The organism is Streptomyces sp. NPDC050422 (assembly GCF_044458665.1).
In the GTDB taxonomy this organism is placed as follows: Bacteria; Actinomycetota; Actinomycetes; order Streptomycetales; family Streptomycetaceae; genus Streptomyces.
Map to the genome: position 1 here is coordinate 94,394 of NZ_JBITIE010000012.1, position 22,702 is coordinate 117,095.

Genomic DNA, 22,702 nt, shown 5'->3' on the forward strand with positions numbered 1-22,702 from the left:
CATCCCGAAGGTAGGCCGGGGGTGGCCGGGCGTACAAGGGTGCGGGCCGCCGTGCAACGCGACTGCCATGTGCCGTTCACGATCGCCGCTGTCCCATGCGCTCCGGTCCTACGCTCCGGTCCTACGACCAACGGACGAGAACCCTGGCGGCCCACGACAGGTCCGATGCCGGATTTCGCCCCTTACCCTTGGGCTCATGACCGCCCTGGAACCGCGTGACGCCGATGTCTCGCCCCGCCCCGAAGACACCGACGACATACCGGGGGCAGCGGTCGCCACGGCGCCCGAAGGCGTCCTGGGACGGACCTACCGGGCGCTCAGCATCGGCATCGTCTCCGTGGTGTTCCTGATCGCCTTCGAGGCGACCGCCGTGGGGACCGCGATGCCGGTCGCCGCCCGTGAGCTGCACGGCATCCCGCTGTACGCGTTCGCGTTCTCGGCGTACTTCACCACCAGCCTCTTCGCCATGGTGCTGTCCGGCCAGTGGGCCGACCGGCGCGGGCCGCTCGCGCCGCTCGCCGCGGGGATCAGCGCCTTCGGGGCGGGGCTGCTGCTGTCCGGGACCGCGGGCACCATGTGGATGTTCATCGCGGGCCGGGCGGTGCAGGGGCTCGGCGGCGGGCTGGTGATCGTCGCGCTGTACGTGGTGATCAGCCGGGCCTACCCGGAGCACCTGCGGCCGGCGATCCTGGCCGCGTTCGCCGCGAGCTGGGTGATCCCGTCCGTCGTGGGGCCGCTGGCCTCCGGAAGCGTGACCGAGCACCTGGGCTGGCGCTGGGTCTTCGTCGGCATTCCGGTCCTCGTCGTCTTCCCGCTGGTGCTCGCGCTGCCCGCGATCCGGCGGATGGCCTCCGGTCCCGCGGACCCGGCGGCGCCCGTCGAGCCGTACGACCGCCGGCGCATCGCGCTCGCGCTGGGCATCTCGCTGGGCGCCGGTCTGCTCCAGTACGCCGGGCAGGAGCGGAACTGGTTCTCCCTGCTGCCGGCCGCCGCCGGTGTGGCCCTGCTCGTCCCCGCGGTCCGCGGTCTGCTGCCCCCGGGCACCGGCCGCGCGGCGCGCGGGCTGCCCGCGGTGGTGCTGCTGCGCGGGGTGGCGGCCGGGTCGTTCATCGCGGCCGAGTCGTTCGTCCCGCTGATGCTGGTCACCCAGCGGGGGCTGTCCCCGACGATGGCCGGACTCTCGCTCGCCGCCGGCGGCGGTACGTGGGCGCTGGGCTCGTACGTACAGTCCCGGCCGCGCGCGGAAGCGCACCGCGAGCGGCTGATGGTGGGCGGCATGGTGCTGGTCGCCGCGGCCATAGCGGCCGCGCCCGCCGTACTGATCCAGTCGGTGCCCGTCTGGACCCTGGCGGTGGCCTGGACCGTCGGCTGCTTCGGCATGGGCATGGTGATCGCCTCGACCAGCGTGCTGCTGCTGAAGCTGTCCGCGCCCGAGGAGGCGGGGGCGAACTCGGCGGCCCTGCAGATCTCCGACGGCCTCTCGAACGTCCTGCTGCTGGCCGCGGGCGGCGCGGCGTTCGCGGCGCTCGGCGGGGGAACGGTGGGAGCGGTGCACGAGGCGGTGGAGGCGGGGGCGTCCGGCTCGCACCCGGGGGCGTTCGCGGTGGTGTTCCTGCCGATGGCGGGGGTGGCTCTGGTGGGGGCTTGGGTGGCTACGCGGGTGCGGATGAACGCGTAGTACCGCGTAGTACCGAGTAGTACCATCGGCTCATGGCTGGTTTGAATCTGCGGTTCACCGAAGAAGAGCTGGACGCCTTGCGGACGCGTGCCGAGGCGGAGGGGCGCAGCATGCAGTCCTTCGCCCACGATGCGGTGATCACCGCCATAAATGAGCACTCACGCCTCTTCAACGAGGCGGCGGAGCATGTACTGAAGGCGAGTGAGGAGCTCAACCGGAGGCTCGCCTGATGCAGTACCTGACCATGCCCGAGCTGCTCAACCTGGCCGAGCGTCTCGGTGCGGCCGAGGTGCGTGACTACGGCCTGCTCGACTCGGCGCTGGCCCGTCCGCAGTCGAGCGTATTCGGTCAGGACGCCTATCCGGACGTCTGGCAGAAGGCTGCCGCGCTGATGGAGTCGCTGGCACGCAACCACGCGCTTGTCGACGGCAACAAGCGCATCGCCTGGTATGCGACCTGGGTTTTTCTGCACATGAACGGGCATCCGCTGGACGGACGCTTTGATGTGGACGAGGCTGAGCAGTTCGTCCTTGACGTCTGTCAGGGAGCACTGGACATGCCCAAGATCGCGGAACAGCTGCCCAGGTTCGCCAAGTAGACGTTCCCCTGTGAAGCGGGTCTCAGCGGCGCGGAACCACGGCTGGTTCGTACGGGGTTCCGCCCCGCCCCCCGGTAAGGTGGCCCGGTTGTCGTATCGCGTACGGGCCCGTCCCGGTCCGTGCGGACAGCACCACACGTACCCGAGAGACCCGAACCGGAGACCGTGACTACTACCGCCTCCCACAACCTCTCACCCGCCTTTCCCGGCCGCGCCCCCTGGGGTACGGCCGGCAAGCTGCGAGCCTGGCAGCAGGGCGCCCTCGAGAGGTACATCCAGGAGCAGCCGCGCGACTTCCTCGCCGTCGCGACCCCCGGCGCCGGGAAGACCACCTTCGCGCTGACCCTCGCCTCATGGCTGCTCCACCATCACGTCGTGCAGCAGATCACCGTCGTCGCCCCGACCGAGCACCTGAAGAAGCAGTGGGCGGAGGCGGCCGCCCGGATAGGGATCAAGCTCGACCCCGAGTACAGCGCGGGCCCCGTGAGCAAGGAGTACCACGGGGTCGCGGTCACGTACGCGGGCGTCGGGGTCCGCCCGATGCTGCACCGAAACCGGTGTGAGCAGCGCAAGACGCTGGTGATCCTCGACGAGATCCACCACGCCGGTGACTCGAAGTCCTGGGGCGAGGCCTGCCAGGAGGCGTTCGACCCGGCGACCCGCCGGCTCGCCCTCACCGGCACGCCGTTCCGCTCGGACACCAACCCGATCCCCTTCGTCGCGTACGAGGAGGGCAACGACGGCATCCGCCGGTCCTCGGCCGACTACACCTACGGCTACGGCAACGCGCTCGCCGACGGCGTCGTCCGCCCGGTCATCTTCCTCAGCTACAGCGGCAACATGCGCTGGCGCACCAAGGCCGGTGACGAGATCGCCGCCCGGCTCGGCGAGCCGATGACCAGGGACGCCATCGGGCAGGCCTGGCGCACCGCGCTGTCGCCCACCGGCGACTGGATCCCCAACGTCCTCAGCGCCGCCGACAAGCGGCTCACCGAGGTCCGCAAGGGCATCCCGGACGCGGGCGGGCTCGTCATCGCCACCGACCAGGAGTCGGCGCGCGAGTACGCCAAGATCCTGAAGAAGGTCTCCGGCGAGAAGGTGACCGTCGTCCTCTCCGACGAGAAGGCCGCGTCGAAGAAGATCGACACGTTCACCGAGGACGGATCGCGCTGGATGGTCGCGGTCCGCATGGTGTCGGAGGGCGTCGACGTGCCGCGCCTGGCCGTCGGCGTGTACGCCACCACCATCTCGACGCCGCTCTTCTTCGCCCAGGCCGTCGGCCGCTTCGTGCGCTCCCGCAGGCGCGGCGAGACCGCCTCCGTCTTCGTACCCACCATCCCGATGCTCCTCGACTTCGCCAACGAGATGGAGGTCGAACGGGACCACGTCCTCGACAAGCCCAAGAAGGGCAGCGACGAGGAGAACCCGTTCTCCGAGGAGGACAAGCTCCTCGCCGACGCCGAGAAGCTCGAGGACGAGGAGACCGAGGAGCAGCTGCCCTTCGAGGCGCTGGAGTCCGACGCGGTCTTCGACCGGGTGCTGTACGACGGTGCCGAGTTCGGCATGCAGGCGCACCCGGGCAGCGAGGAGGAGCAGGACTACCTCGGCATCCCGGGGCTGCTCGAACCCGACCAGGTGCAGCTGCTGCTCCAGAAGCGGCAGACCCGGCAGATCGCGCACAGTCGGCAGAAGCCGGCCTCGGAGGCCGACCTGCTGGAGAAGCCGGCCGAGGACCGGCCGGTGGTCACGCACAAGCAGCTGCTGGGGCTGCGCAAGCAGCTGAACACCATGGTGTCCGCCTACACGCACCAGAGCGGCAAGCCGCACGGGGTCATTCACACCGAGCTGCGCCGGGTCTGCGGCGGACCGCCGAGCGCGGAGGCCACGGCCGGTCAGATCGAGCAGCGGATCAAGAAGGTCCAGGAGTGGGCCACCCGCATGACGTGAGTCCGCGGTGGCACACCGACGCACCGGCCCGGGGCGGGGAACAGCGGTTCCCTGCGCCGGGCCGGCGTCATGCGCGGGCCGCTACCAGACGAACGGCGCGGACTGGACGGACGTCGCCACGCAGTACACGGTGGCGGACGTCGGGGACGAGGTCACGATCCGCAGTGACCAGTTGGTGGCGGTCGCGGGAGCCGGCAGCACCACGGAATTGGTGCTGTCGCCGGCTGCCAGGGTGCCGGAGCTGAGCTTCAGCGGCCCGAGGGTGATCGGGTTCGGATAGCTCATGCCGGGGTTGGCCTTGGCGGAGAACTGGGCCTGACTGGTGACTCCGCCCGAGGTCTTGGAGACCTTGAGCGTCGTCGTGATGCTGTTCGGGTCGGCACTCGAGCCGACCGGAATCGTGATGGCCGAGGACGTGAGCTTGATGGACTTGGTCGTGCCGTTGTCGGCGGCGGTCAGGGTGGCGAGACCGCTGCCCCACGAGCCGCAGTCGAAGGTGGCCGTCGCGGAGAGCGGGGCCACCGCGGAGGCCGTCGGGGACGACAGGGCGAGCAGGGCACCGGCCGAACACGCCGCCGCCAGGACCAGCGGCAGGCGTCTTCGGGCGGGCGTGCGGGTGGAAGAGATCGACATGACGGGTGGAACTCCTTCCGGTTTGAATTCCGTAGATCCGCCGTCTCGCTGCACTCGGTGCATTCGCTATACGTGCGGATCTGCGTGCCGGGCCCGGCATGTCGGCAGCAGTGAAACGGTGATCTTCGAAGAAGTCAACAGGTATGTGAGGAACGTCTTCCAAAATCCCTTTGGGGCATTTCCGAAAGAATCAACAGGCTCTCTCTTGACTTCTCTGCACGTGACCTCCTCAATGTGCGCAATCAATGGTCCATGAAAGGGTGTCAGGTGATCCGACGACGAAGACCCGGTGTGACCGGTCTGCTCGCGGCCTGCTTCGTACTGTCACTGGGCTGCGTCGGGGCGACGGCCGCACCGTCCCCGCCCACCGTCGAACCGGTGGCCGCGGCCGGCACGATCACCCCGACCGTGCACTGCGTCCTGCCCGCCGGCCAGGGCGAGGCCACCGGGCCGCAGGAGATGACCGTCGACCTGTCGCCGGCCGTCGTCGAACCGGGCGGCAAGGTGCACGCGAAGGTGACGCTGGGCCCGTCCCCGGCCACCAGCAAGATCGCCCTGGAGGACGTGCCGACCACCATCAGCCTCGACCTCGCGATGTCCGGCGGGGCCACTGGCACCACCACCGTGCGGGGCGCCGAGTTCATCATGAACGTCCCGGTCGACACGCCCATGGAGTTCCCCCCGTTCGAGGGTGACTTCCTGCTCCCGGCGGACGCCTCGGGCGAGATCTCGTTCGCTCCGATCCGCACGCTGACGCAGACGAAGGTGTTCGGATCGGTCTTCGAGACACCCTGCGACGTCGTCGACGGCGGCGGCTCCATCGGCACGGTCACCGCGGAGGGCTCCGCGGCGGAGCCCGCCACCCTGACCGCGCCCGCCGACCCGGTACGCCCCAACACCGCGGTCAAGCTGGGCGGTTCGGACTGGACCCCGGACGCCGCCCCCGTACCCTCGCTGTGCGCGGTCGGCGGAGGCGGCTGCGATCCGCTGAAGTTCACCGCCCACACCCTGAGCATCGACTCCTACGGCACGCTCAGCGGCACCGCGACCCTCGGTGAGGCCGGAGCGGTGCCCGACGGCAGCTACGAGGTGAAGGTCAACGACGGTACGAAGGAGGCCACCGCCCCCCTCACCGTCGAAGCTGTCGCGGCCGGCAACCGCGAGATAGAGCTGTCGGCGGACAGTGGCCCGGTCGGTAGCGTGATCACCGTCAGCGGCCGGAACTACAACCCGGACCGCTGGATCAACATCATCGGCCTCGACGCCTCGGGCACCACGCTCGACGACAGCGCGGTCTACGTGAAGAGCGGCGCGGACGGCACCTTCGCCGTCGAGTTCACCGTCATCTCCGACGCCGTCGCCGCCGTCCAGGCCGACGAGGGCAACGACCCGGCGACCGTACGCACCGCCCCGTTCACCGTCACCACCGGTGGCGGCGGGGGCGGCAGCACGGCCGAGCAGCAGTTGAGCACCCAGGTCAGGGCGGGGACGCTGTCCATGACCCAGGACGGTGACACCGTCGACTTCGGTGAGACGGTCCTGGGCGCGGACAGCGGTGTGCAGCGGGCCCACCTCAACCGGGTGGAGGTGCAGGACGCCCGCGGCGTCAACAGCGGCTGGTCCCTGACCGCCACCCTCACCGGCTTCACGAGCGCCGACGGGAACACCATCCCGGCCGGAGCGGTGCGTTGGGCGCCGGCCTGCACGGCACAGGACGGGAGTGTGGGGGCGCCGGTCGCCGGATCGCCCACCGTGCTCGGGAGCGAGGCGGCGAGCCTCTGCCGGATGAATCCGGACGGATCACGTCCGTTCACCGGCGGGAAGTTCGACGCCGAGGCGGGGCTCGCCCTCACGGTTCCCGAATTCACCCGGCCCGGAGATTACAGCGCCACCCTCACACTGACCCTGCTGTAAAGGGTCGCGAGGAAAGCACCGAGGACGCCCGTCTGTTCCGTACGGCAATGGAGCAGGCGGGCGTCGTCCATTCCGCATTCGGATCAGTCGCATTCCGTTTCCTTTGGAGGAGCCGCATGTTCGCGCATCGCAGACCCACCGGAAGACCGGGCCGCCCGGCATGGCGCCGCGCCGTCGCCCTCGGTGCCGGAGCCGTACTCGCCTGGACCGGCGGAACCGTCGCGCTCGCCCCCCTCGCCCACGCCGGCACCATCACCCCGACCGTCCACTGCGTCCTGCCCGCCGGTCAGGGCGAGGCGACCGGGCCGCAGCAGTTCGACGTCGAACTGACGCCCGATGTCGTCGACCCGGGCGGCAAGGTGCACGCCAAGGTGACGCTCGGCCCGTCCCCCGCCACCAGCGGAATCGGCCTCAACGACGTCCCCACCACCCCGAGCGTCGACCTCGCCATGTCCGGCGGCGCCACCGGCACGGTCACCGTCACCGGGCCCGAGGTCAGCCTCGACGTCCCGTCCGGGCAGCCGATCGAGATCCCGCCGTACGAAGGGGACTTCCTCATCCCCGCCAACGCGAGCGGTCCGATCACCTTCACCCCGCTGCGCAACATCACCCGCACGAAGGTGCTCGGCTCCAACTACACGACCACCTGTGAGATCACCGCGGGCGGCGGCTCCATCGGCACCGTGACGGCCGAGGGCAGCGCCGGCCAGCCGGCCACCCTCATCGCCCCCACCACAGCGGTCAGGCCGTCCACCGCGGTCGCCCTGTCGGGCAGCCGCTGGACCGTCGGCGCCACCCCCGTGCCCTCGCTCTGCGCGGTGGACGGTGGCGGCTGCGACGCCGGGAAGTTCGCGAGCAGCTCCCTCGCGATCAACTCCTCCGGGCAGCTCACCGGCAGCGCCGTGCTCGCCGCGGCCGGGACGGTGCCGGACGGCTCGTACCTCGTGAAGGTCGGCGACGGTACGAAGGAGGCGACCGCGCCCCTGACCGTCCAGGCATTCGTGCCCGACGGCCCCCGCGCGATCGCCCTGTCCCGGGGCAGTGGCCCGGTCGGCAGCGTCATCACCGTCACCGGCAGCGACTACTACCAGGACCGGTGGATCAACACCGTCGGTCTCGACGCGAGCGGCGCGACGCTCGACGACACGGCCGTCTACGTGAAGAGCGGGCCCGAGGGCACGTTCTCCGTCGACTTCACCGTCTCGGATCCGGCGATCGCCTCGATCCAGGTCGACGAGGGCAACGACCCGGCTACCGTACTGACCACGCCGTTCACCGTCACCGAGGCCACCGCGACGCTCTCCGCGGGCACCGCCAAGGTCAAACCGGGCGGCTCGATCGCCGTCTCCGGTGACGGCTGGCCCTCCGGCGCCACCCCCTCCGCCGCCCTGTGCGCCGCCGACGGCACCGGCTGCAACGCCGCCGGCATCAGCGGTTCCACCCTGCGGATCGCCGCCGACGGCACTCTCGCCGGTACGGTCACGGCCGCCGGATCCACCGCCCGCGGCGTCTACGCACTCCAGGTCACCGCAGGCGGACAGCAGGCGCTCACCGAGCTGACCGTCGCCCCGACCTTCATCATCCTCACCCCGGCGTCCGGACCGAAGGGCACCGCGGTCACCGTGCTCGGCCAGGGCTTCGCGAAGGTGGCGACCGTGTCGATCGTCGGGCTGCGGGCGGACGGTTCGCAGACCTCCGACTCGGTGCGGACCAAGGTGGTCGGCCTCGACGGGGCGTTCTCGCAGACCTTCACCGTCAACGCGGCCGACACCGTCGCCCTCCGGGTGCGCGAGGTCCTCGTCAACCCGCGTACGGAGACAGCCGCCTTCACCGTCCAGGACGGCACCGCCCCGGCCGGGGCCTCCTTCGCTCTCTCGCCGCCCGAGGGACCGCCCGGCACGGTGGTCCAGGTGGCCGGGCGGGGCTTCGCCCCCGTCGCCACGGTCTCCGTCACCGGACGCGCCGCGGACGGGAAGCAGACCTCCGACTCCTACGTCACCCGGGTCATCGGACTCGACGGCACGTTCGCCCTCAACTTCACCGTCCGGGACCCGGCGACGAAGGCGATCAGGGCCTGCGAGGTACTCGTGAACGGAAAAACTGTGCAGCAATTGTTCACAGTGAGTTAACGCCGGTTCACCTCCGGTGTACGGAGCGTCGCGGGGGAGTCGGCCGACATGGACGCGCGTAGATCCGCGCTGTTCGGCCGACCCCCCGCTGACCGGCGCTTATGTGATTCCGGCACAAGCGCGTTTTCCTGAGCGCCCGGATTCTGGACGAGGTCTTCCGCTGAGCGGACTGGCTCGCTACTGTCCCCAAAATGTGAACGCCCCGTGGCAATGCCGCCGCGGAGCGCAGCCGGTGCCTTGGCCAGGCCGGCGGCCTCTCCGTGCGTCGCCGCTGGGACCGGTGGCGCACATCCCGTGGGAACAGCCGCCGCCGCTCACCAAAGAGGAGAGGGCGTCGTGACCGCGGAGACCTCCCAGACGCTCGACCGAGGACTGCGTGTCCTCAAACTGCTCGCCGACACCGACCACGGCCTGACGGTCACCGAGTTGTCCAACAAACTCGGCGTCAACCGCACCGTGGTCTACCGTCTGCTCGCCACCCTGGAACAACACACCCTGATCCGCCGCGACCTGGGCGGCCGGGCGAGAGTCGGGCTGGGCGTGCTGCGCCTGGGCCGCCAGGTCCACCCGCTCGTCCGGGAGGCCGCGCTGCCCGCGCTGCGCTCCCTGGCCGAGGACATCGGGGCCACCGCCCACCTCACGCTGGTCGACGGCACGGACGCGCTCGCTGTCGCGGTCGTCGAGCCGACCTGGACGGACTACCACGTGGCCTACCGGGCCGGGTTCCGTCACCCGCTCGACCGGGGCGCCGCGGGGCGGGCGATCCTTGCCGCCCGGCAGAAGCCGGTGGGGGAGACGGCGTTCACGCTCACCCACGGAGAGCTCGAAGCGGGGGCGAGCGGGGCCGCGGCCGCGCTGATGGGGGTGACGGGGGTCGAGGGCAGCGTCGGTGTGGTGATGCTCGCGGACGCGGTTCCCGAGCGGGTGGGGCCACGGGTGGTGGACGCGGCCCGCGAGGTCGCGGACGCGCTTCGCTAGCGCGGGGCGCTTGGGCTGGCCAGGTCCTTGGTGCGGGTTGCTCCGGCGGACCGGTTCCGTCCTCAATTGCCGGACGGGCTGGTTGGTGCGGGTGCTCCGCGTTGCGGAGGCGCGGTTCCCCGGTGGTGGGGGTCCGGGGTCCCTCCGGGGCGTCTCCTCGGACGACGAACGTTCGGCGGGTACGCAGCGGACCCGGGTCGGTGTTCGTCGTCCTGCGGGGACTCCCCTGCACGCCCCCGGACCCGGCCGTCCCGCGTCTGCGGCGGTTGTATGGCCGGTGTGCAGACGCAGGTGGGAGTGGGTGGGGGCGTGCAGGGGAGTCCCCGCAGAAAATGGCGTACGACCCGGGTATCTGTCCGTTGTCGGGTGAACACGCCATTTTTGAGGAGTCTCCCCGGAGGGCCCCCACCCCCACCCACCGGACAGAGGCGCACCCCACGGAGATCGTGGGGCCGAGACCTCCAGGCGTGGGCGCCCGTTAGATTGGGTGCGTGTTCACACGTCGCTCGCGCCCCCGCACCCTCGCCCTGTGCGCCCTCCCCGTCCTCGCCCTCTTCGGTGTCGCCGCCTTCGCGCCGCTGCCGTTCACGCTGGCGCAGCCGGGGACGACGGCGAACGTGCTCGGCGACGACCACGGCACCCCGGTGATCAGCATCGAGGGAACCCCCACCCGGCCCACCAAGGGCCAGCTGCGGATGACGACGATCGTGGCCACCGGGCCCAGCGCCGATGTCGGGGTCGGTGACGTGATCGACAGCTGGTTCCGTACGGACCGGGCGGTCATGCCGCGCGACTCCGTCTACCCCTCAGGCGGCTCCGAGAAGGAGATCGAGAAGCACAACCTCGACGACATGACGAAGTCGCAGGACTCCGCCGTCGACGCCGCTCTGAACTACCTCGGCAAGAAGCCCGGCTCGGTCGACGTGACCCTGCACCTCGCCGACGTGGGCGGCCCCAGCGCCGGCCTGTTCTTCGCGCTCGGCATCGTCGACAAGCTCGACGGCGACGGCTCCGGCGGTGATCTCACCGGCGGCCGCACCGTCGCCGGTACGGGCACCATCGAGGCGGACGGCGACGTCGGCGCGGTCGGCGGCGTCTCGCTCAAGACGCAGGCGGCCCGGCGGGACGGGGCGACCGTCTTCCTCGTACCGAAGGCCGAGTGCAAGGAGGCGAAGTCCGAGCTGCCGAAGGGGCTCCGGCTGATCCCGGTCACGACTCTGAAGGGCGCGGTGGATTCGCTGCGGGCACTGGACCACGGCGGGAAGGTCCCGGGCTGCTGACCGGGTCCGCCGCACGGCCGTCGGTCTCCCCGGGGAGCGGGTCGTCCATCGCCCGCCAGGCCGGGAAGACCAGCGGGCTCAGCGTCGCGATCAGGTAGACCGCCCCCATCGCCAGCAGCGCCCCCGAGGCGCCCGCGCTCTCCACCAGCAGGCCGGCCGCCAGCCCGCCCACCGGCATGGCCAGCTCGCACCCGGCGGTGACCGCCCCGGAGACCCGGCTGCGCAGGGCGTCGGGCACGCTCCCGTAGATCACGGTCGTCAGGATCGGGTTCAGGGCCCCGCCCGCGATCCCGCTCAGCACCATCGTGACGGCGAGGGGGAGCGTCGTACCGGTAAGGGCGGCGACGAGGAATCGTGGCGCCCCGCACAGCACCACGCACACGGTGAAGACGGCCCGCCGTGAGCAGCGGTGCCCCACCGCCCCGTACAGCAGCGCCCCGGTCAGGCCGCCCGCCCCGAACAGCGCGGTGAGCAGCCCGAGGTCGCGCGCCCCGCCCAGTTCGGCGGAGGCGTGGACCGGGAGCAGGACGGCGTTCCAGCCCTGGTCGGTGCCGTTCATGAACAGGACCATCACGACGACGCCCAGCAGCAGCCGGTTCCCGAACAAGTAGGCGTAACCCTCACGCAGTTCGTGCCGGTAGGTGCGCAGCGAGACCGGCGCCGCGGCCTTCAGCGGTTCGGCCGCGCGCACGCCCCGTACCCCCGCCGCCACCAGTGCGGCCGAGGCCAGGAACGTCGCCGCGTCCAGCAGCAGCACGGTCTCCGCGCCGACCAGCGAGATCAGCACGCCGGCCAGTGCCGCCCCGACCATCCGGGCGCCGCGCGACACCGCGTCGAAGAGGCTGGCGGCGCGGGCGAGCGTGGTGCCGGCGTGCTCGGCCAGGTCGGGTACGAGGACGTAGCGCGCGGTGTTGCCGGGGATGTGGGCGAGCCCGCCCAGCGCCATCAGGGCGCAGAGCATCCAGAAGGCGAGGGCGTCGGCGTAGTGCAGCAACGGGACGGCGGCGACGGCGAGTCCGCACACCGTGTCGGAGGCGATGGAGACCCGGCGCCGGCCGATCCGGTCGATGACGGGCCCGCCGATCAGTGCGGAGACGACGATAGGCAGGGTCGCGCAGAAGGCGACGAACCCGGCCCTGCCCGCGCTTCCGGTGGTTTCGAGGACGAACCACGGGACGCCGATCAGTGTGAGTGAAGTTCCCGCTGTCGAGATGGAGTTGGCTGCCAGTACGGAGACGAGCGGCAGCCGGCCGGGCGTGTTGTTCTTCCCCCCGTCCACGGCTACGCCATGCGAGGTGCGCGCGGCGGCACGGTGGTCCGCGCCGGTATGACGCGCAGGCCCAGTTCGATCATGGTCCAGCCCAGCCGGGTCCGCAGGTCCCTGCGCGGGGCGGCGCAACGGTGTGCCAGGTGGAACTCGGCTGCCTGGTCGCGCAGTTCGGCGGAACGGATGCGGTGCAGCTCAAGGTGCGTCTCGGGATGCATGGCGTGGTGGTCCCTTCAGTCGGTGGGGCGCGGGAAGACGTGCAGATGGGTGCGGACGACGGCGGATCCCTCGGTGTCCTCGGGGACGCGACCTCGGTAGCTGTTGACCAACTCGTGGATCTTGTCGGAGAGTTCCCTGGAGAGCTCGGGGGTGAGCCGCACCTTGAAGTCGCTGAGGTCCGAGCCCTCGTACCACTCCCGGGGCCACTCGTGCATCGTGCCGAGCCAGGTGTTCAGCTCCTGCGCGTGCGCCGTCGCGACCTCGTGGAGTACGACGCCCATGGCGCCGCGGATCTCGGGGTCGGGGTCGTACAGGAACTCGGGGCCGAACTCGGAGCCGGCGTGCACGGCCCGCCACCAGCGTTCACGTCCCTTGCCGAGCGACGGGTCGTCCTCGACGAAGCCGTACGCGGCCAGCTGGCGCAGGTGGTAGCTGGTGGCGCCGCTGGACTCGCCGAGCCGGTCGGCGAGGCCCGACGCGGTGGCGGGTCCGAACTCGCGCAGGGAGCCGAGCAGGCGCATGCGCAGCGGGTGGGCGAGCCCCCGCAGGGAGCGGGCGTCGATGCTGCGGACCTTCGGGTCCGGTGCGGTGGCGGTTCTGTCGTCGGTGTCCTTCTTTGGCATGCCCCAACCATAGAGTTGCAAAGCTGTCTTTGCAACAGACCTTTGCAACATCTTCTTTGTAACTTCGGGGGCTCCCGGTCACCCCTCCTTGATGAACCCCTCCTGGATCAGCCAGTCCTTCGCCACCTCGTGCGGGTCCTCGCCCTCGACGTCCACCTTGGCGTTCAGCACCTGCGCGACCTCCGTGGTCAGCCGCGCGCTGAGCGGGTCCAACAGGGCGGCGATCACCGGGTACTTGTCGAAGGTCGCGGTGTGGACGACCGGCGCCGCGTTGTAGTTGGGGAAGAAGTGCTTGTTGTCCACCAGCACGTCCAGGTTCATCGCCTTGATGCGCCCGTCCGTGGTGAACACCTCGCCCAGCAGGCAGGAGTCGGACTTCGACACCTGGGTGTAGACGATGCCCGCGTCCATCTTCTTGATGTTGGCGGCCGGGATCGACATCCCGTACGCCTTCTCCATCCCGGGCAGCCCGTCGTTGCGCGAGGCGAACTCGTTCTCCACGCAGATCGTCACCGCCGAGGGGTTCTTCTTCGACAGCGCGGCCACGTCGGACAGCGTCTTCAGGTGGTACTTCGCGTTGTTCTTCTTGCTGATGGCGAGCGCGTAGGTGTTGTTCAGGGTGGACTGCGGCAGCCACGTCACCCCGTTCTTCCGGTCCTCGGCGCGCACCGCCTCCCACTGCTTCAGCGGGTCGGTGATCGGCTTGGCGTGACCCAGGTACGTGATCCAGCCGGTGCCCGTGTACTCGTACATCGCGTCGGCGTCGCCCTGGGCGATCGCCTCACGGGCGCTGATCGAGCCGGGCAGATTCGTCCGGTCCAGGACCTCCGCCCCCGCGGCCTTGAAGATCAGGCCGATCATCTGGCCCAGGATGATGTTCTCGCTGAAGTTCTTCGAGGTGACGGTCAGCGAGGCGCCGTCCAGCGGCTGCCCCCGTCCGACCGACCCCGGCACCACGTCGTCCACCATCGGCGAGCCGCTCTTCAGCCCGCACCCCGCCAGCGCGAGGGCCAGGGCGGCGGCGCCCGCCAGCACCGTACGCACTCGGCGCGTCCTCATTGCTCCACCTCCAGTCCGCGCGGCGTAAGCGCCACCTCGACCAGCGAGGCCAGCCAGTCCACCAGCAGCGCCAGCACCACCGTCAGCACGGAACCGAGAACCAGGACCGGCATGCGCTGCGTCTGGATGCCGGACGTGATCAGGTCACCGAGCCCGCCACCGCCGCCGAACGTCGCCAGGGTCGCCGTGCCCACGTTCAGCACCAGTGCCGTCCGTACGCCGGCCAGGATCAGCGGGACGGCGAGGGGGAGTTCGACCTTCCGCAGCGTCCCCATCGCCGACATGCCGATGCCGCGCGAGGCCTCCACCAGCGTCGGTTCGATCGCTTTCAGTCCGGCCACCGTGTTGGAGAGCACCGGCAGCACCGCGTAGATCACCATGCCGGTGATCGCCGTGGACGGGCCGATGCCCAGCCAGATCACCAGCAGCGCCAGCAGACCGATCGCCGGCGTCGCCTGTCCGATGTTGGCGATCGCGGTGACGAGCGGTGCGGCCTTGCTCAGACCGCGCCGGGTCAACGCGATCCCCAGCGGAATGGCGATGATCAGCACCCAGAACGTCGAGATGGCCGTCAGTCTGACGTGCTGCCACCACCGCAGCTGGACCGTGTCACCGGCCAGGGAGTTCTCCGCGATCGAGTCGAGGTCGACGTTCGTGATCCACACGTACGTGATGACCAGCACCACCGCGAGCGCCGCCGGCACCAGCACGAGCTTGCGCCACGTGAGGCGCCGCGGGGGACCGGCCGGCGGCGGGGCGGGTTCCTCCTCCTCGTCATGGAAGGCGAGGCCCTTGACGTCGTGCTCGCCCGGCGGCCGGTCCCGGCCGGAGGAGGGGAGCGGCCCGCTGGAGCGGGGGCCGGACGGAGAACTGGGAGTCATGCGCCCGCACCGCCCTCCAGCTCCTGGACGGTCTGGTGGGTGCGCAGCTCCTCCAGGTCGTGCTGGTGCTCGATGGCGGTGAGCCGGTCGGCCTCCAGGAGCTCCTGCACGGAGTTCATCAGCGTGGTCATGTCGACGACTCCGATGAACTCGCCGCGCCGCCCCGTCACCGCGACCCGCCCGCCGCTGTCGGTCAGCACCGCCTCCAGCGCGTCGTGCAGCGTCGCGTCCCTGGTCACCGTGTCGTGCACCAGCTGCCCGGCCCGCGCCAGCGAACCGCGGGCCCGCATCAGATCGCCGCGCCGCAGCCACTTGTACGGGCGGTTCCTGCGGTCCAGCATCAGCAGCTCGTTGTGGGGTCCGCTGCGCAGCTTGTTGAAGATGGACTGGAGCGGGTCGTCGACCGTCACCGTCGGGAACTCGGCGATCTCCACGTCCCGCACGCGGGTGAGGTTGAGCCGCTTCAGCGCCGCGCCGGCCCCGACGAAGCCCGAGACGAAGTCGTCCGTCGGATTGGTGAGGATGGCCTCCGGGGTGTCGAACTGCGCGATGTGCGAGTGCTCGCGCAACACGGCGATCCGGTCGCCCAGCTTGATCGCCTCGTCGAAGTCGTGGGTGACGAAGACGATCGTCTTGTGCAGTTCGTGCTGGAGGCGGATCAGCTCGTCCTGGAGGTGGTCACGGGTGATCGGGTCGACCGCGCCGAACGGTTCGTCCATCAGCAGCACCGGCGGATCGGCGGCCAGCGCGCGTGCCACACCCACGCGTTGCTGCTGACCGCCGGAGAGCGCGCGCGGATAGCGGCCGTGGAACTCGCGCGGGTCCAGGCCGACCAGATCGAGCATCTCCTCGACCCGGTCCTTCACCTTCGACTTCGACCAGCCCACCATCTTCGGTACGAGGGCAATGTTCTCGGCGACCGTCATGTGCGGGAAGAGCCCGGACGACTGGATCGCGTAACCGATCTTGCGCCGCAGCTTCACCGGATCGATGTCGGTGACGTCCTCGTCGCCGATCCTGATCCGGCCGGAGGTCGGCTCGATCAGCCGGTTGATCATCTTCAGGGTGGTCGACTTCCCGCAGCCGGACGGGCCCACGAAGATGACGGTCTCGCCCGCCTTGATGTCCATCGACACGTTCTCCACGGCCGGGCTGGGATTGCCCGGGTAGAGCTTGGTCAGCTCCTCCAGCTGGATGGTGGCGCCGGAGGTGGCGTTGACGGCCGGTTCCGGTCCGGCCGGTGCCGTGGTCTCAGACACGGATCCCCCTCGGGATGGTGAGCCGTCCCAGCAGGACGTAGGCGGCGTCGAAGAGCAGGGCGAGGACGACGATGCCGAGCGTGCCCGCGAGTACCTGGTTGATGGCGTTGGCGCTGCCCAGCGAGGCGATGCCGCGAAAGATCTCGTTGCCGAGACCGGGTCCGGAGGCGTACGCGGCGATGGCGGCGATCCCCATCAGCATCTGGGTGGAGACCCGGATCCCGGTGAGGATCGGCGGCCAGGCGAGCGGCAGTTCCACCTTGCAGAGCCGGGCCGTCCGCGACATCCCGATGCCCTTCGCCGCGTCCACGAGCGACGGATCGACGCCGCGCAGGCCGACGATGGCGTTACGGACGATCGGCAGCAGCCCGTACAGCGTCAGGGTGATCACCGTCGGCGCCACCCCGAGTCCGACCAGCGGGATCAGCAGACCGATCGCGGCGAGGGACGGAATGGTCAGGACGGTCGCCGTCGAGGTGATCGCCACCGAGGACCCCCAGCCGCTGCGATAGCTGACCACCCCGATCAGGACGCCGAGCACGGTGGCGATGACCATGCACTGGAAGACGGCGCTGGCATGCTGGAACGCGTCGGTGAGCAACTGCTGGTGCCGGTTCCCGAGGTACTCCCAGAAGCTCACACGTCACTCCTCGGCTCAGTCGGTGTCCTGTGCGGCCTGCTCGACGAGCGGGATGATGCGCAGGGGTACGGGGTTCTCCATGACGATGGCCGTGGAGGCCCGGACAATGCCATCAAATCCGACAACCCGGTCGATCACCCGCTGGAGATCGGCGTTGGAACGGGCCACGAGCCGGCAGAACATGTCCCCGTGCCCGGTGGTCGTGTGCAGCTCCAGAACCTCCGGCACGCCGCCCAAGTGCGCCCGTACGTCGGCGCCTTGACCCTGCTTGATCTCCAGCGTCGCGAACGCGGTCACCGGATATCCGAGGGCCGCCGGGTCGACGTCGGGGCCGAAGCCGCGGATGACGCCATTCGACTGAAGGCGGTCCAGGCGCGCCTGGACCGTGCCGCGCGCCACGCCGAGCCGGCGCGACGCCTCCAGGACCCCGATCCGCGGCTCGCGCGCCAGCAGGACGATGAGCCGCCCGTCCAGATGATCGATTGCCACGGCCGGCCTCCGGGGTGTCGGTGTGATGGTCATCATGTACAGATAGCCCGCCCATCATGGCGATGCGCTGCACAGATTGACCAGTGGATTCGCGAACTGTTGCGCACCTTGCGAAGCGGCGGGAACCTTCGGACATGACTGAGACGATGCACAGCACCCCCGGGACAGCGCGGCAGGCCGATCCCTTCCCGGTCAAGGGAATGGACGCCGTCGTCTTCGCCGTCGGCAACGCCAAGCAGGCCGCGCACTACTACTCGACGGCCTTCGGCATGAAGCTGGTCGCCTACTCCGGACCGGAGAACGGCAGCCGCGAGACCGCCAGTTACGTCCTCACCAACGGCTCCGCGCGCTTCGTGTTCACCTCCGTCATCAAGGCGTCCACGGACCACGGCCGCTTCCTCGCCGACCACGTGGCCGAGCACGGCGACGGCGTCGTGGACCTGGCCATCGAGGTTCCCGACGCCCGCGCCGCGTACGCCTACGCCGTCGAGCACGGCGCCCTCGGCCTCACCGAGCCGCATGAGGTGAAGGACGAGCACGGCACCGTCGTCCTGGCCGCCATCGCCACGTACGGCAAGACCCGCCACACCCTCGTCGAGCGCACCGGCTACGAAGGCCCCTACCTCCCCGGCTTCGCCGCCGCCGACCCGGTCGTCGAGCCCCCGGCCAAGCGGTTCTTCCAGGCCATCGACCACTGCGTCGGCAACGTCGAGCTCGGCCGGATGAACGAGTGGGTCGCCTTCTACAACAAGGTCATGGGCTTCACCAACATGAAGGAGTTCGTGGGCGACGACATCGCCACCGAGTACTCCGCGCTCATGTCCAAGGTCGTCGCCGACGGCACGCTCAAGGTCAAGTTCCCGATCAACGAGCCGGCCGTCGCGAAGAAGAAGTCCCAGATCGACGAGTACCTGGAGTTCTACGGCGGCGCCGGCGTCCAGCACATCGCGCTCGCCACCAACGACATCGTCGCCTCCGTGCGCGCGATGCGCGCCGCCGGTGTCCAGTTCCTCGACACCCCGGACTCCTACTACGACACCCTCGGCGAGTGGGCGGGCGAGACCCGGGTGCCCGTGGAAACTCTGCGCGAGCTGAAGATCCTCGTCGACCGCGACGAGGACGGCTATCTGCTGCAGATCTTCACCAAGCCGGTCCAGGACCGGCCGACCGTCTTCTTCGAGATGATCGAGCGCCACGGCTCGATGGGCTTCGGCAAGGGCAACTTCAAGGCCCTCTTCCAGGCGATCGAGCGCGAGCAGGAGAAGCGCGGCAACCTCTGATCCACTGAGGACAAGGGGACACGGCGACACGGGACAGGGCGGGCCGGTGACCACCGGCCCGCCCTGTCCCGTTGTGAGGTACGGGCGTCAGTGCCCCGCCGGTGACTGCGGGGCAGACGGCTCGACCGAGGTATGCGCGGCGGCGGCCTTCGGCGCGCTCGGCTTCGCCCGCTGCCCCGGAGCACCGGCCGCCGGGGCCGGCGCCTCACCGGGAATCTGCGCGGGCTCCCCGTCCGGCGGAGCCGGAGCGGGTTCCGGATCGGCGGCCGGCGACGACGCCTGCGACGGCTCCGGAGCCGGCGGCGCGGCCGGCTGCATGTCCTGCGGACCGCCGGCCGGCGGCAGCCCCAGCGTGTCCAGCGCCTCCTGGGCCCGAGGCGCGTCCAGCGGCGAGAACTGCGGATTGGTGCGCAGCGCCTCCTCCAGATGGCGGCGGGCCGGGCCGAAGTCGTTCAACGCCCGCTGGACCATGCCCAGGTGATACGCGTACGACGCGTTCTGACCGCCCGATTCGACCGCCCGCTCCGCGTACTCCAGCGCCGAGTCCGGATCGCCCGAGCGGTGCAGCGCCCAGCCCAGCGCATCGGCCACCGCCGCGCTGTGATGGCCGCGGCCCCACTCCGCCCGCAGCAGCTCCACCGCCGCGGCCGCGTCGCCGTGGGCGGCCTCGAAGCGGCCCAGGAGCAGGGATTCGTCCACACCCCGCGCCTTCCCGCCGGCCAGGGCCCGGCGCAGCTTCGTGTACTGGTTGACCGAGTCGCCGTCCAGGCCGAGCGACTCGTACAGCTCACCCAGCTCCAGAAGATAGGCCGGGCGCGGCGACTTCTTCAGCGCCGCCTGGTAGTCGCGCTGGGCCTCGTCGGTGCGTCCCAGGGCCGCCAGCGCACGGGCCCGGCCGGCGAAGGACGGGTGATGGGCGGGGTCGGTGCGCAGCGCGGCCCCGTACTGGGCCACCGCCTCCTTCGGCTCACCCCGCTCCCAGGCGAGATCGCCCAGCCTGGACAGGCAGGCGGCCTTCTCCGCGGGCGTCTTCGCCCGGTTCGCGGCGTCCTGCGCGGTGGCCAGCGCGTCCTCGCGCCAGCCCCGGTCCCGGTACATCTGCGCCGTCAGCCCCAGCGACGGCACACCGGACCGCAGCGCGGCGTACTTCTCCACCGCCGTCGTCGCCGACTTGTAGTCGCCCAGGCCGTTGTACGCGTCGACCAGTTCCGGGTACACGGCCCACTGCTTGGGCTGCCGGGACCGTACCGTCTCGCCCCACTTCTTCGCTGTCACGAAGTCGTGCCGGGCGTTGGCGAGCGAGGCGAGGCCCACCCAGGCGGCCTCGTTCCCCCGCTCACCCGGCCGCACGTCCAGGGACCGCTTCAGCGCCTGCTCGGCCCGGGTGTAGTACGCCGCGTCCGACGCCCGCCGGCCCCACTCCACGTACGCCGACCCGAGCACCGCCCACGACTGCGCATCCGAGGGATGCGTGCCCACCCACTTCTGCCGCTCCCCGATGAGCGCCGTCAGATCGGAGAGCGAGGCGGGGGAGCCCGCGGCCGTCGCGCTCATCGCCCGCGAGACCGGTCCCGGCACGGGCGGCGCCGCGTCCTGGTCCTCGTCGGGCACCGCGACCACCGCACCCGTCACCAGCACCGCCCCGGCCACCACCCCGAACGCGGCCCTGCGCAGCGTCGTGCGCAGCGAGGCGGGCGGCGGCTCGGCCAGGGACGCGGGGTCGGGCGGGGACTCGTAGGGGGCGGCGGGGGGAGTCTCGAGGTCATGGTCCGGCCCGGGGGCCATCGGGGTCTGCCGTGACGTGTCGTCCATGACGATCACTCTGCGTCAGTACGAAGATCACACCACGCCTTACGAACGCTGCCGCATACGGGTTCACACCAATGGGCCCGGGTGCCAGTCTTGGATCATGGATGATCTCCTCGAACTTCTGCGCGCGGGCCTGCCGGCCGAAGCCCTGATCACCGACCCGGACGTCACCGCCTCCTACGCCAACGACATGGCGAGCTTCTGCGAAGCCGGCACCCCCGCCGTCGTCACGCTGCCCCGCACCGTCGAGCAGGTCCAGCACATCATGCGCACCGCCACCGCGCTGCGCGTCCCGGTCGTCCCCCAGGGCGCCCGCACGGGCCTGTCGGGCGCGGCCAACGCCTCGGACGGCTGCGTCGTGCTCTCCCTGGTCAAGATGGACCGGATCCTGGAGATCAGCCCCGTCGACCGCATCGCCGTGGTGGAACCGGGCGTCATCAACGCCGTTCTCTCCAGGGCGGTCAACGAGCGCGGGCTGTACTACCCGCCGGACCCCTCCAGTTGGGAGATGTGCACCATCGGCGGCAACATCGGCACCGCGTCCGGCGGGCTGTGCTGCGTGAAGTACGGGGTCACCGCCGAATACGTCCTGGGCCTCGACGTCGTCCTCGCCGACGGACGCCTGCTCACCACCGGCCGCCGCACCGCCAAGGGCGTCGCCGGATACGACCTCACCCGGCTCTTCGTCGGCTCGGAGGGCAGCCTCGGCATCGTCGTCAAGGCCGTGCTCGCGCTCAAGCCGCAGCCGCCGCAGCAACTCGTCCTGGCCGCCGAGTTCCCCAGCGCGGCGAGCGCCTGCGACGCCGTCTGCCGCATCATGGAACGCGGTCACACACCGTCACTCCTCGAACTGATGGACCGCACAACAGTCCGCGCGGTCAACAAGATGGCGAACATGGGCCTCCCCGACTCCACCGAAGCCCTCCTGCTCGCCGCCTTCGACACTCCCGACCCCACAGCCGATCTCGCCGCCGTCGCCGAGCTCTGCACCGCCGCCGGAGCCACCGAGGTCGTCCCGGCCGAGGACGCCGCCGAGTCCGAAATGCTCCTCCAGGCCCGGCGGATGTCGCTCACCGCGCTGGAGACCGTCAAGTCGGCGACCATGATCGACGACGTGTGTGTACCGCGCTCGCAGCTCGGCGCCATGCTCGAAGGCACGGCGGCCGTCGCCGAGAAGTACGACCTCACCATCGGCGTCTGCGCGCACGCGGGCGACGGCAACACCCACCCCGTCGTCTGCTTCGACCACACCGACGCCGACGAGTCCCGGCGGGCGCGCGAGTCCTTCGACGAGATCATGGCCCTCGGCCTCGAACTCGGCGGCACGATCACTGGCGAACACGGCGTGGGCGTGCTCAAGAAGGAGTGGCTCGCCCGGGAACTCGGCGAAGTGAGCGTGGAACTGCACCGGGGCATCAAGCAGGCCTTCGACCCGCTGGGCCTCCTCAACCCGGGCAAGGTCTTCTGAGAGGCCGTCCGAAGCCCCGGCCGCCCTCTCAACTCTCCCCGTCCTGCGACTCGTCCGACGGCCACGGGTCGCTCATCCACAGGTCGTCGGCCGGCAGCGGCGCGAGCAGCTCGGCCAGCGCCTCGTCGATACCGAGCCGCTCGGACTCCGTACCCGGCGGCACGATCCGCAGCGTCCGCTCCACCCAGGTGGCCACCGTGGGCGCCGGCACCTCCAGCAGGGCGTTGCCGTCCGGCGAGGTCAGCGCCACGCAGATGACGCTGCGTCCTTCGACCTTCGTGGGCCAGATCCGCACGTCCCCGTGCCCGCACGGGCGGAACACCCCCTCGACCAGCAGATCGCGGGCGAACGTCCAGTGCACGGGGGCGTCCGACCCGATGTGGAAGGTGATGTGCACGGCGTAGGGGTCCTCGGTGCGATACGTCAGCCGAGCGGGCACGGGGATGCTGCGCTCGGGCGACAGGACGAGCTTGAGCTCCAGCTCTCGTTCCACGACGGTGTCCATGAGGTGCGTCCTTTCGATGCCTGTGGGCCGGTCGCACGACCGCCCG

General features: G+C 70.6%; 21 protein-coding genes. 10 read left to right on the plus strand and 11 right to left on the minus strand.

Translation table 11 applies throughout. The annotated features are described in order from the left end of the window. The first annotated feature begins 196 nt into the window (after window positions 1-196). The 4 genes from ACIBJG_RS20255 (at window position 197) to ACIBJG_RS20270 (ending at window position 4,223) form a co-directional block, all read left to right on the plus strand. On the plus strand, window positions 197-1,678 hold the full coding sequence (locus tag ACIBJG_RS20255; RefSeq protein ID WP_399309010.1) for an MFS transporter: 1,482 nt from the start codon (window positions 197-199) through the stop codon (window positions 1,676-1,678). 32 nt (window positions 1,679-1,710) lie between these two features. Beyond that, window positions 1,711-1,908, plus strand: a complete 198-nt coding sequence (locus tag ACIBJG_RS20260; protein WP_352126812.1) for an Arc family DNA-binding protein — start codon at window positions 1,711-1,713, stop codon at window positions 1,906-1,908. Beyond that, complete coding sequence (locus tag ACIBJG_RS20265) at window positions 1,908-2,276, plus strand: type II toxin-antitoxin system death-on-curing family toxin (RefSeq protein WP_399309012.1); 369 nt, start codon at window positions 1,908-1,910, stop codon at window positions 2,274-2,276. The genes ACIBJG_RS20260 and ACIBJG_RS20265 overlap by 1 nt, the downstream gene beginning before the upstream one ends. 165 nt (window positions 2,277-2,441) lie before the next feature. Continuing rightward, on the plus strand, window positions 2,442-4,223 hold the full coding sequence (locus ACIBJG_RS20270; RefSeq protein ID WP_399309014.1) for a DEAD/DEAH box helicase: 1,782 nt from the start codon (window positions 2,442-2,444) through the stop codon (window positions 4,221-4,223). Between the two features lie 81 nt (window positions 4,224-4,304). Here the strand turns inward: ACIBJG_RS20270 and ACIBJG_RS20275 are convergent, their stop codons facing one another. Then, entirely contained in the window at window positions 4,305-4,856 is a 552-nt protein-coding gene (locus ACIBJG_RS20275; protein ID WP_399309016.1) for a hypothetical protein, read from the minus strand. Window positions 4,857-5,147: 291 nt separating this feature from the next. On the opposite strand from ACIBJG_RS20275, the gene ACIBJG_RS20280 reads away from it, so the two are divergent. From ACIBJG_RS20280 to ACIBJG_RS20295, 4 genes are all read left to right on the plus strand, one after another. Beyond that, window positions 5,148-6,770: a hypothetical protein gene (locus ACIBJG_RS20280; RefSeq protein WP_399309018.1), complete on the plus strand. Its 1,623-nt coding sequence runs from the start codon at window positions 5,148-5,150 to the stop codon at window positions 6,768-6,770. Between the two features lie 116 nt (window positions 6,771-6,886). Then, a complete protein-coding gene (locus tag ACIBJG_RS20285; protein ID WP_399309020.1) occupies window positions 6,887-8,899 on the plus strand; it encodes a hypothetical protein in 2,013 nt (670 codons plus the stop codon). A 336-nt stretch (window positions 8,900-9,235) separates the two neighbouring features. After that, complete coding sequence (locus ACIBJG_RS20290) at window positions 9,236-9,877, plus strand: IclR family transcriptional regulator (protein ID WP_024489166.1); 642 nt, start codon at window positions 9,236-9,238, stop codon at window positions 9,875-9,877. A 491-nt stretch (window positions 9,878-10,368) separates the two neighbouring features. Beyond that, window positions 10,369-11,157, plus strand: a complete 789-nt coding sequence (locus tag ACIBJG_RS20295; protein ID WP_399309022.1) for a PDZ domain-containing protein — start codon at window positions 10,369-10,371, stop codon at window positions 11,155-11,157. Here ACIBJG_RS20295 and ACIBJG_RS20300 read toward each other — a convergent pair. From ACIBJG_RS20300 to ACIBJG_RS20335, 8 genes are all read right to left on the minus strand, one after another. Continuing rightward, a complete protein-coding gene (locus ACIBJG_RS20300; protein ID WP_399309023.1) occupies window positions 11,087-12,436 on the minus strand; it encodes an MFS transporter in 1,350 nt (449 codons plus the stop codon). The genes ACIBJG_RS20295 and ACIBJG_RS20300 overlap by 71 nt on opposite strands. Window positions 12,437-12,438: 2 nt before the next feature. Next, complete coding sequence (locus ACIBJG_RS20305; RefSeq protein WP_399309025.1) at window positions 12,439-12,642, minus strand: hypothetical protein; 204 nt, start codon at window positions 12,640-12,642, stop codon at window positions 12,439-12,441. A gap of 15 nt (window positions 12,643-12,657) precedes the next feature. Next, complete coding sequence (locus tag ACIBJG_RS20310) at window positions 12,658-13,266, minus strand: ArsR/SmtB family transcription factor (RefSeq protein ID WP_399309027.1); 609 nt, start codon at window positions 13,264-13,266, stop codon at window positions 12,658-12,660. A gap of 78 nt (window positions 13,267-13,344) precedes the next feature. Continuing rightward, window positions 13,345-14,325, minus strand: coding sequence for a glycine betaine ABC transporter substrate-binding protein (locus ACIBJG_RS20315; protein WP_399309029.1), 981 nt, complete (start codon window positions 14,323-14,325; stop codon window positions 13,345-13,347). After that, window positions 14,322-15,206 carry an ABC transporter permease gene (locus ACIBJG_RS20320; protein ID WP_399309031.1) on the minus strand — a complete coding sequence of 295 codons (885 nt, stop codon included), beginning with the start codon at window positions 15,204-15,206 and terminating at the stop codon, window positions 14,322-14,324. Before ACIBJG_RS20320 ends, ACIBJG_RS20315 begins: the two co-directional genes overlap by 4 nt. Next, a complete protein-coding gene (locus tag ACIBJG_RS20325) occupies window positions 15,203-16,465 on the minus strand; it encodes an ABC transporter ATP-binding protein (RefSeq protein WP_399309033.1) in 1,263 nt (420 codons plus the stop codon). The genes ACIBJG_RS20320 and ACIBJG_RS20325 overlap by 4 nt, the downstream gene beginning before the upstream one ends. Continuing rightward, on the minus strand, window positions 16,458-17,105 hold the full coding sequence (locus ACIBJG_RS20330; protein ID WP_399309034.1) for an ABC transporter permease: 648 nt from the start codon (window positions 17,103-17,105) through the stop codon (window positions 16,458-16,460). The genes ACIBJG_RS20325 and ACIBJG_RS20330 overlap by 8 nt, the downstream gene beginning before the upstream one ends. Before the next feature lie 15 nt (window positions 17,106-17,120). Then, window positions 17,121-17,594 (minus strand): Lrp/AsnC family transcriptional regulator, encoded by a 474-nt coding sequence (locus ACIBJG_RS20335; protein ID WP_026241547.1) that lies wholly within the window; start codon window positions 17,592-17,594, stop codon window positions 17,121-17,123. 134 nt (window positions 17,595-17,728) lie between these two features. On the opposite strand from ACIBJG_RS20335, the gene hppD reads away from it, so the two are divergent. Then, on the plus strand, window positions 17,729-18,874 hold the full coding sequence (gene hppD / locus ACIBJG_RS20340; RefSeq protein WP_399309036.1) for a 4-hydroxyphenylpyruvate dioxygenase: 1,146 nt from the start codon (window positions 17,729-17,731) through the stop codon (window positions 18,872-18,874). 87 nt (window positions 18,875-18,961) lie between these two features. Here the strand turns inward: hppD and ACIBJG_RS20345 are convergent, their stop codons facing one another. After that, window positions 18,962-20,686: a tetratricopeptide repeat protein gene (locus tag ACIBJG_RS20345; RefSeq protein ID WP_399309038.1), complete on the minus strand. Its 1,725-nt coding sequence runs from the start codon at window positions 20,684-20,686 to the stop codon at window positions 18,962-18,964. A gap of 97 nt (window positions 20,687-20,783) precedes the next feature. On the opposite strand from ACIBJG_RS20345, the gene ACIBJG_RS20350 reads away from it, so the two are divergent. Then, the gene (locus tag ACIBJG_RS20350) at window positions 20,784-22,151 is read left to right on the plus strand and encodes an FAD-binding oxidoreductase (protein WP_399309040.1); all 1,368 of its coding nucleotides are present in this window, start codon (window positions 20,784-20,786) and stop codon (window positions 22,149-22,151) included. A 28-nt stretch (window positions 22,152-22,179) separates the two neighbouring features. Here ACIBJG_RS20350 and ACIBJG_RS20355 read toward each other — a convergent pair whose 3' ends face one another. After that, window positions 22,180-22,656: an SsgA family sporulation/cell division regulator gene (locus tag ACIBJG_RS20355; protein ID WP_399309041.1), complete on the minus strand. Its 477-nt coding sequence runs from the start codon at window positions 22,654-22,656 to the stop codon at window positions 22,180-22,182. Between the last annotated feature and the right edge of the window lie 46 nt (window positions 22,657-22,702).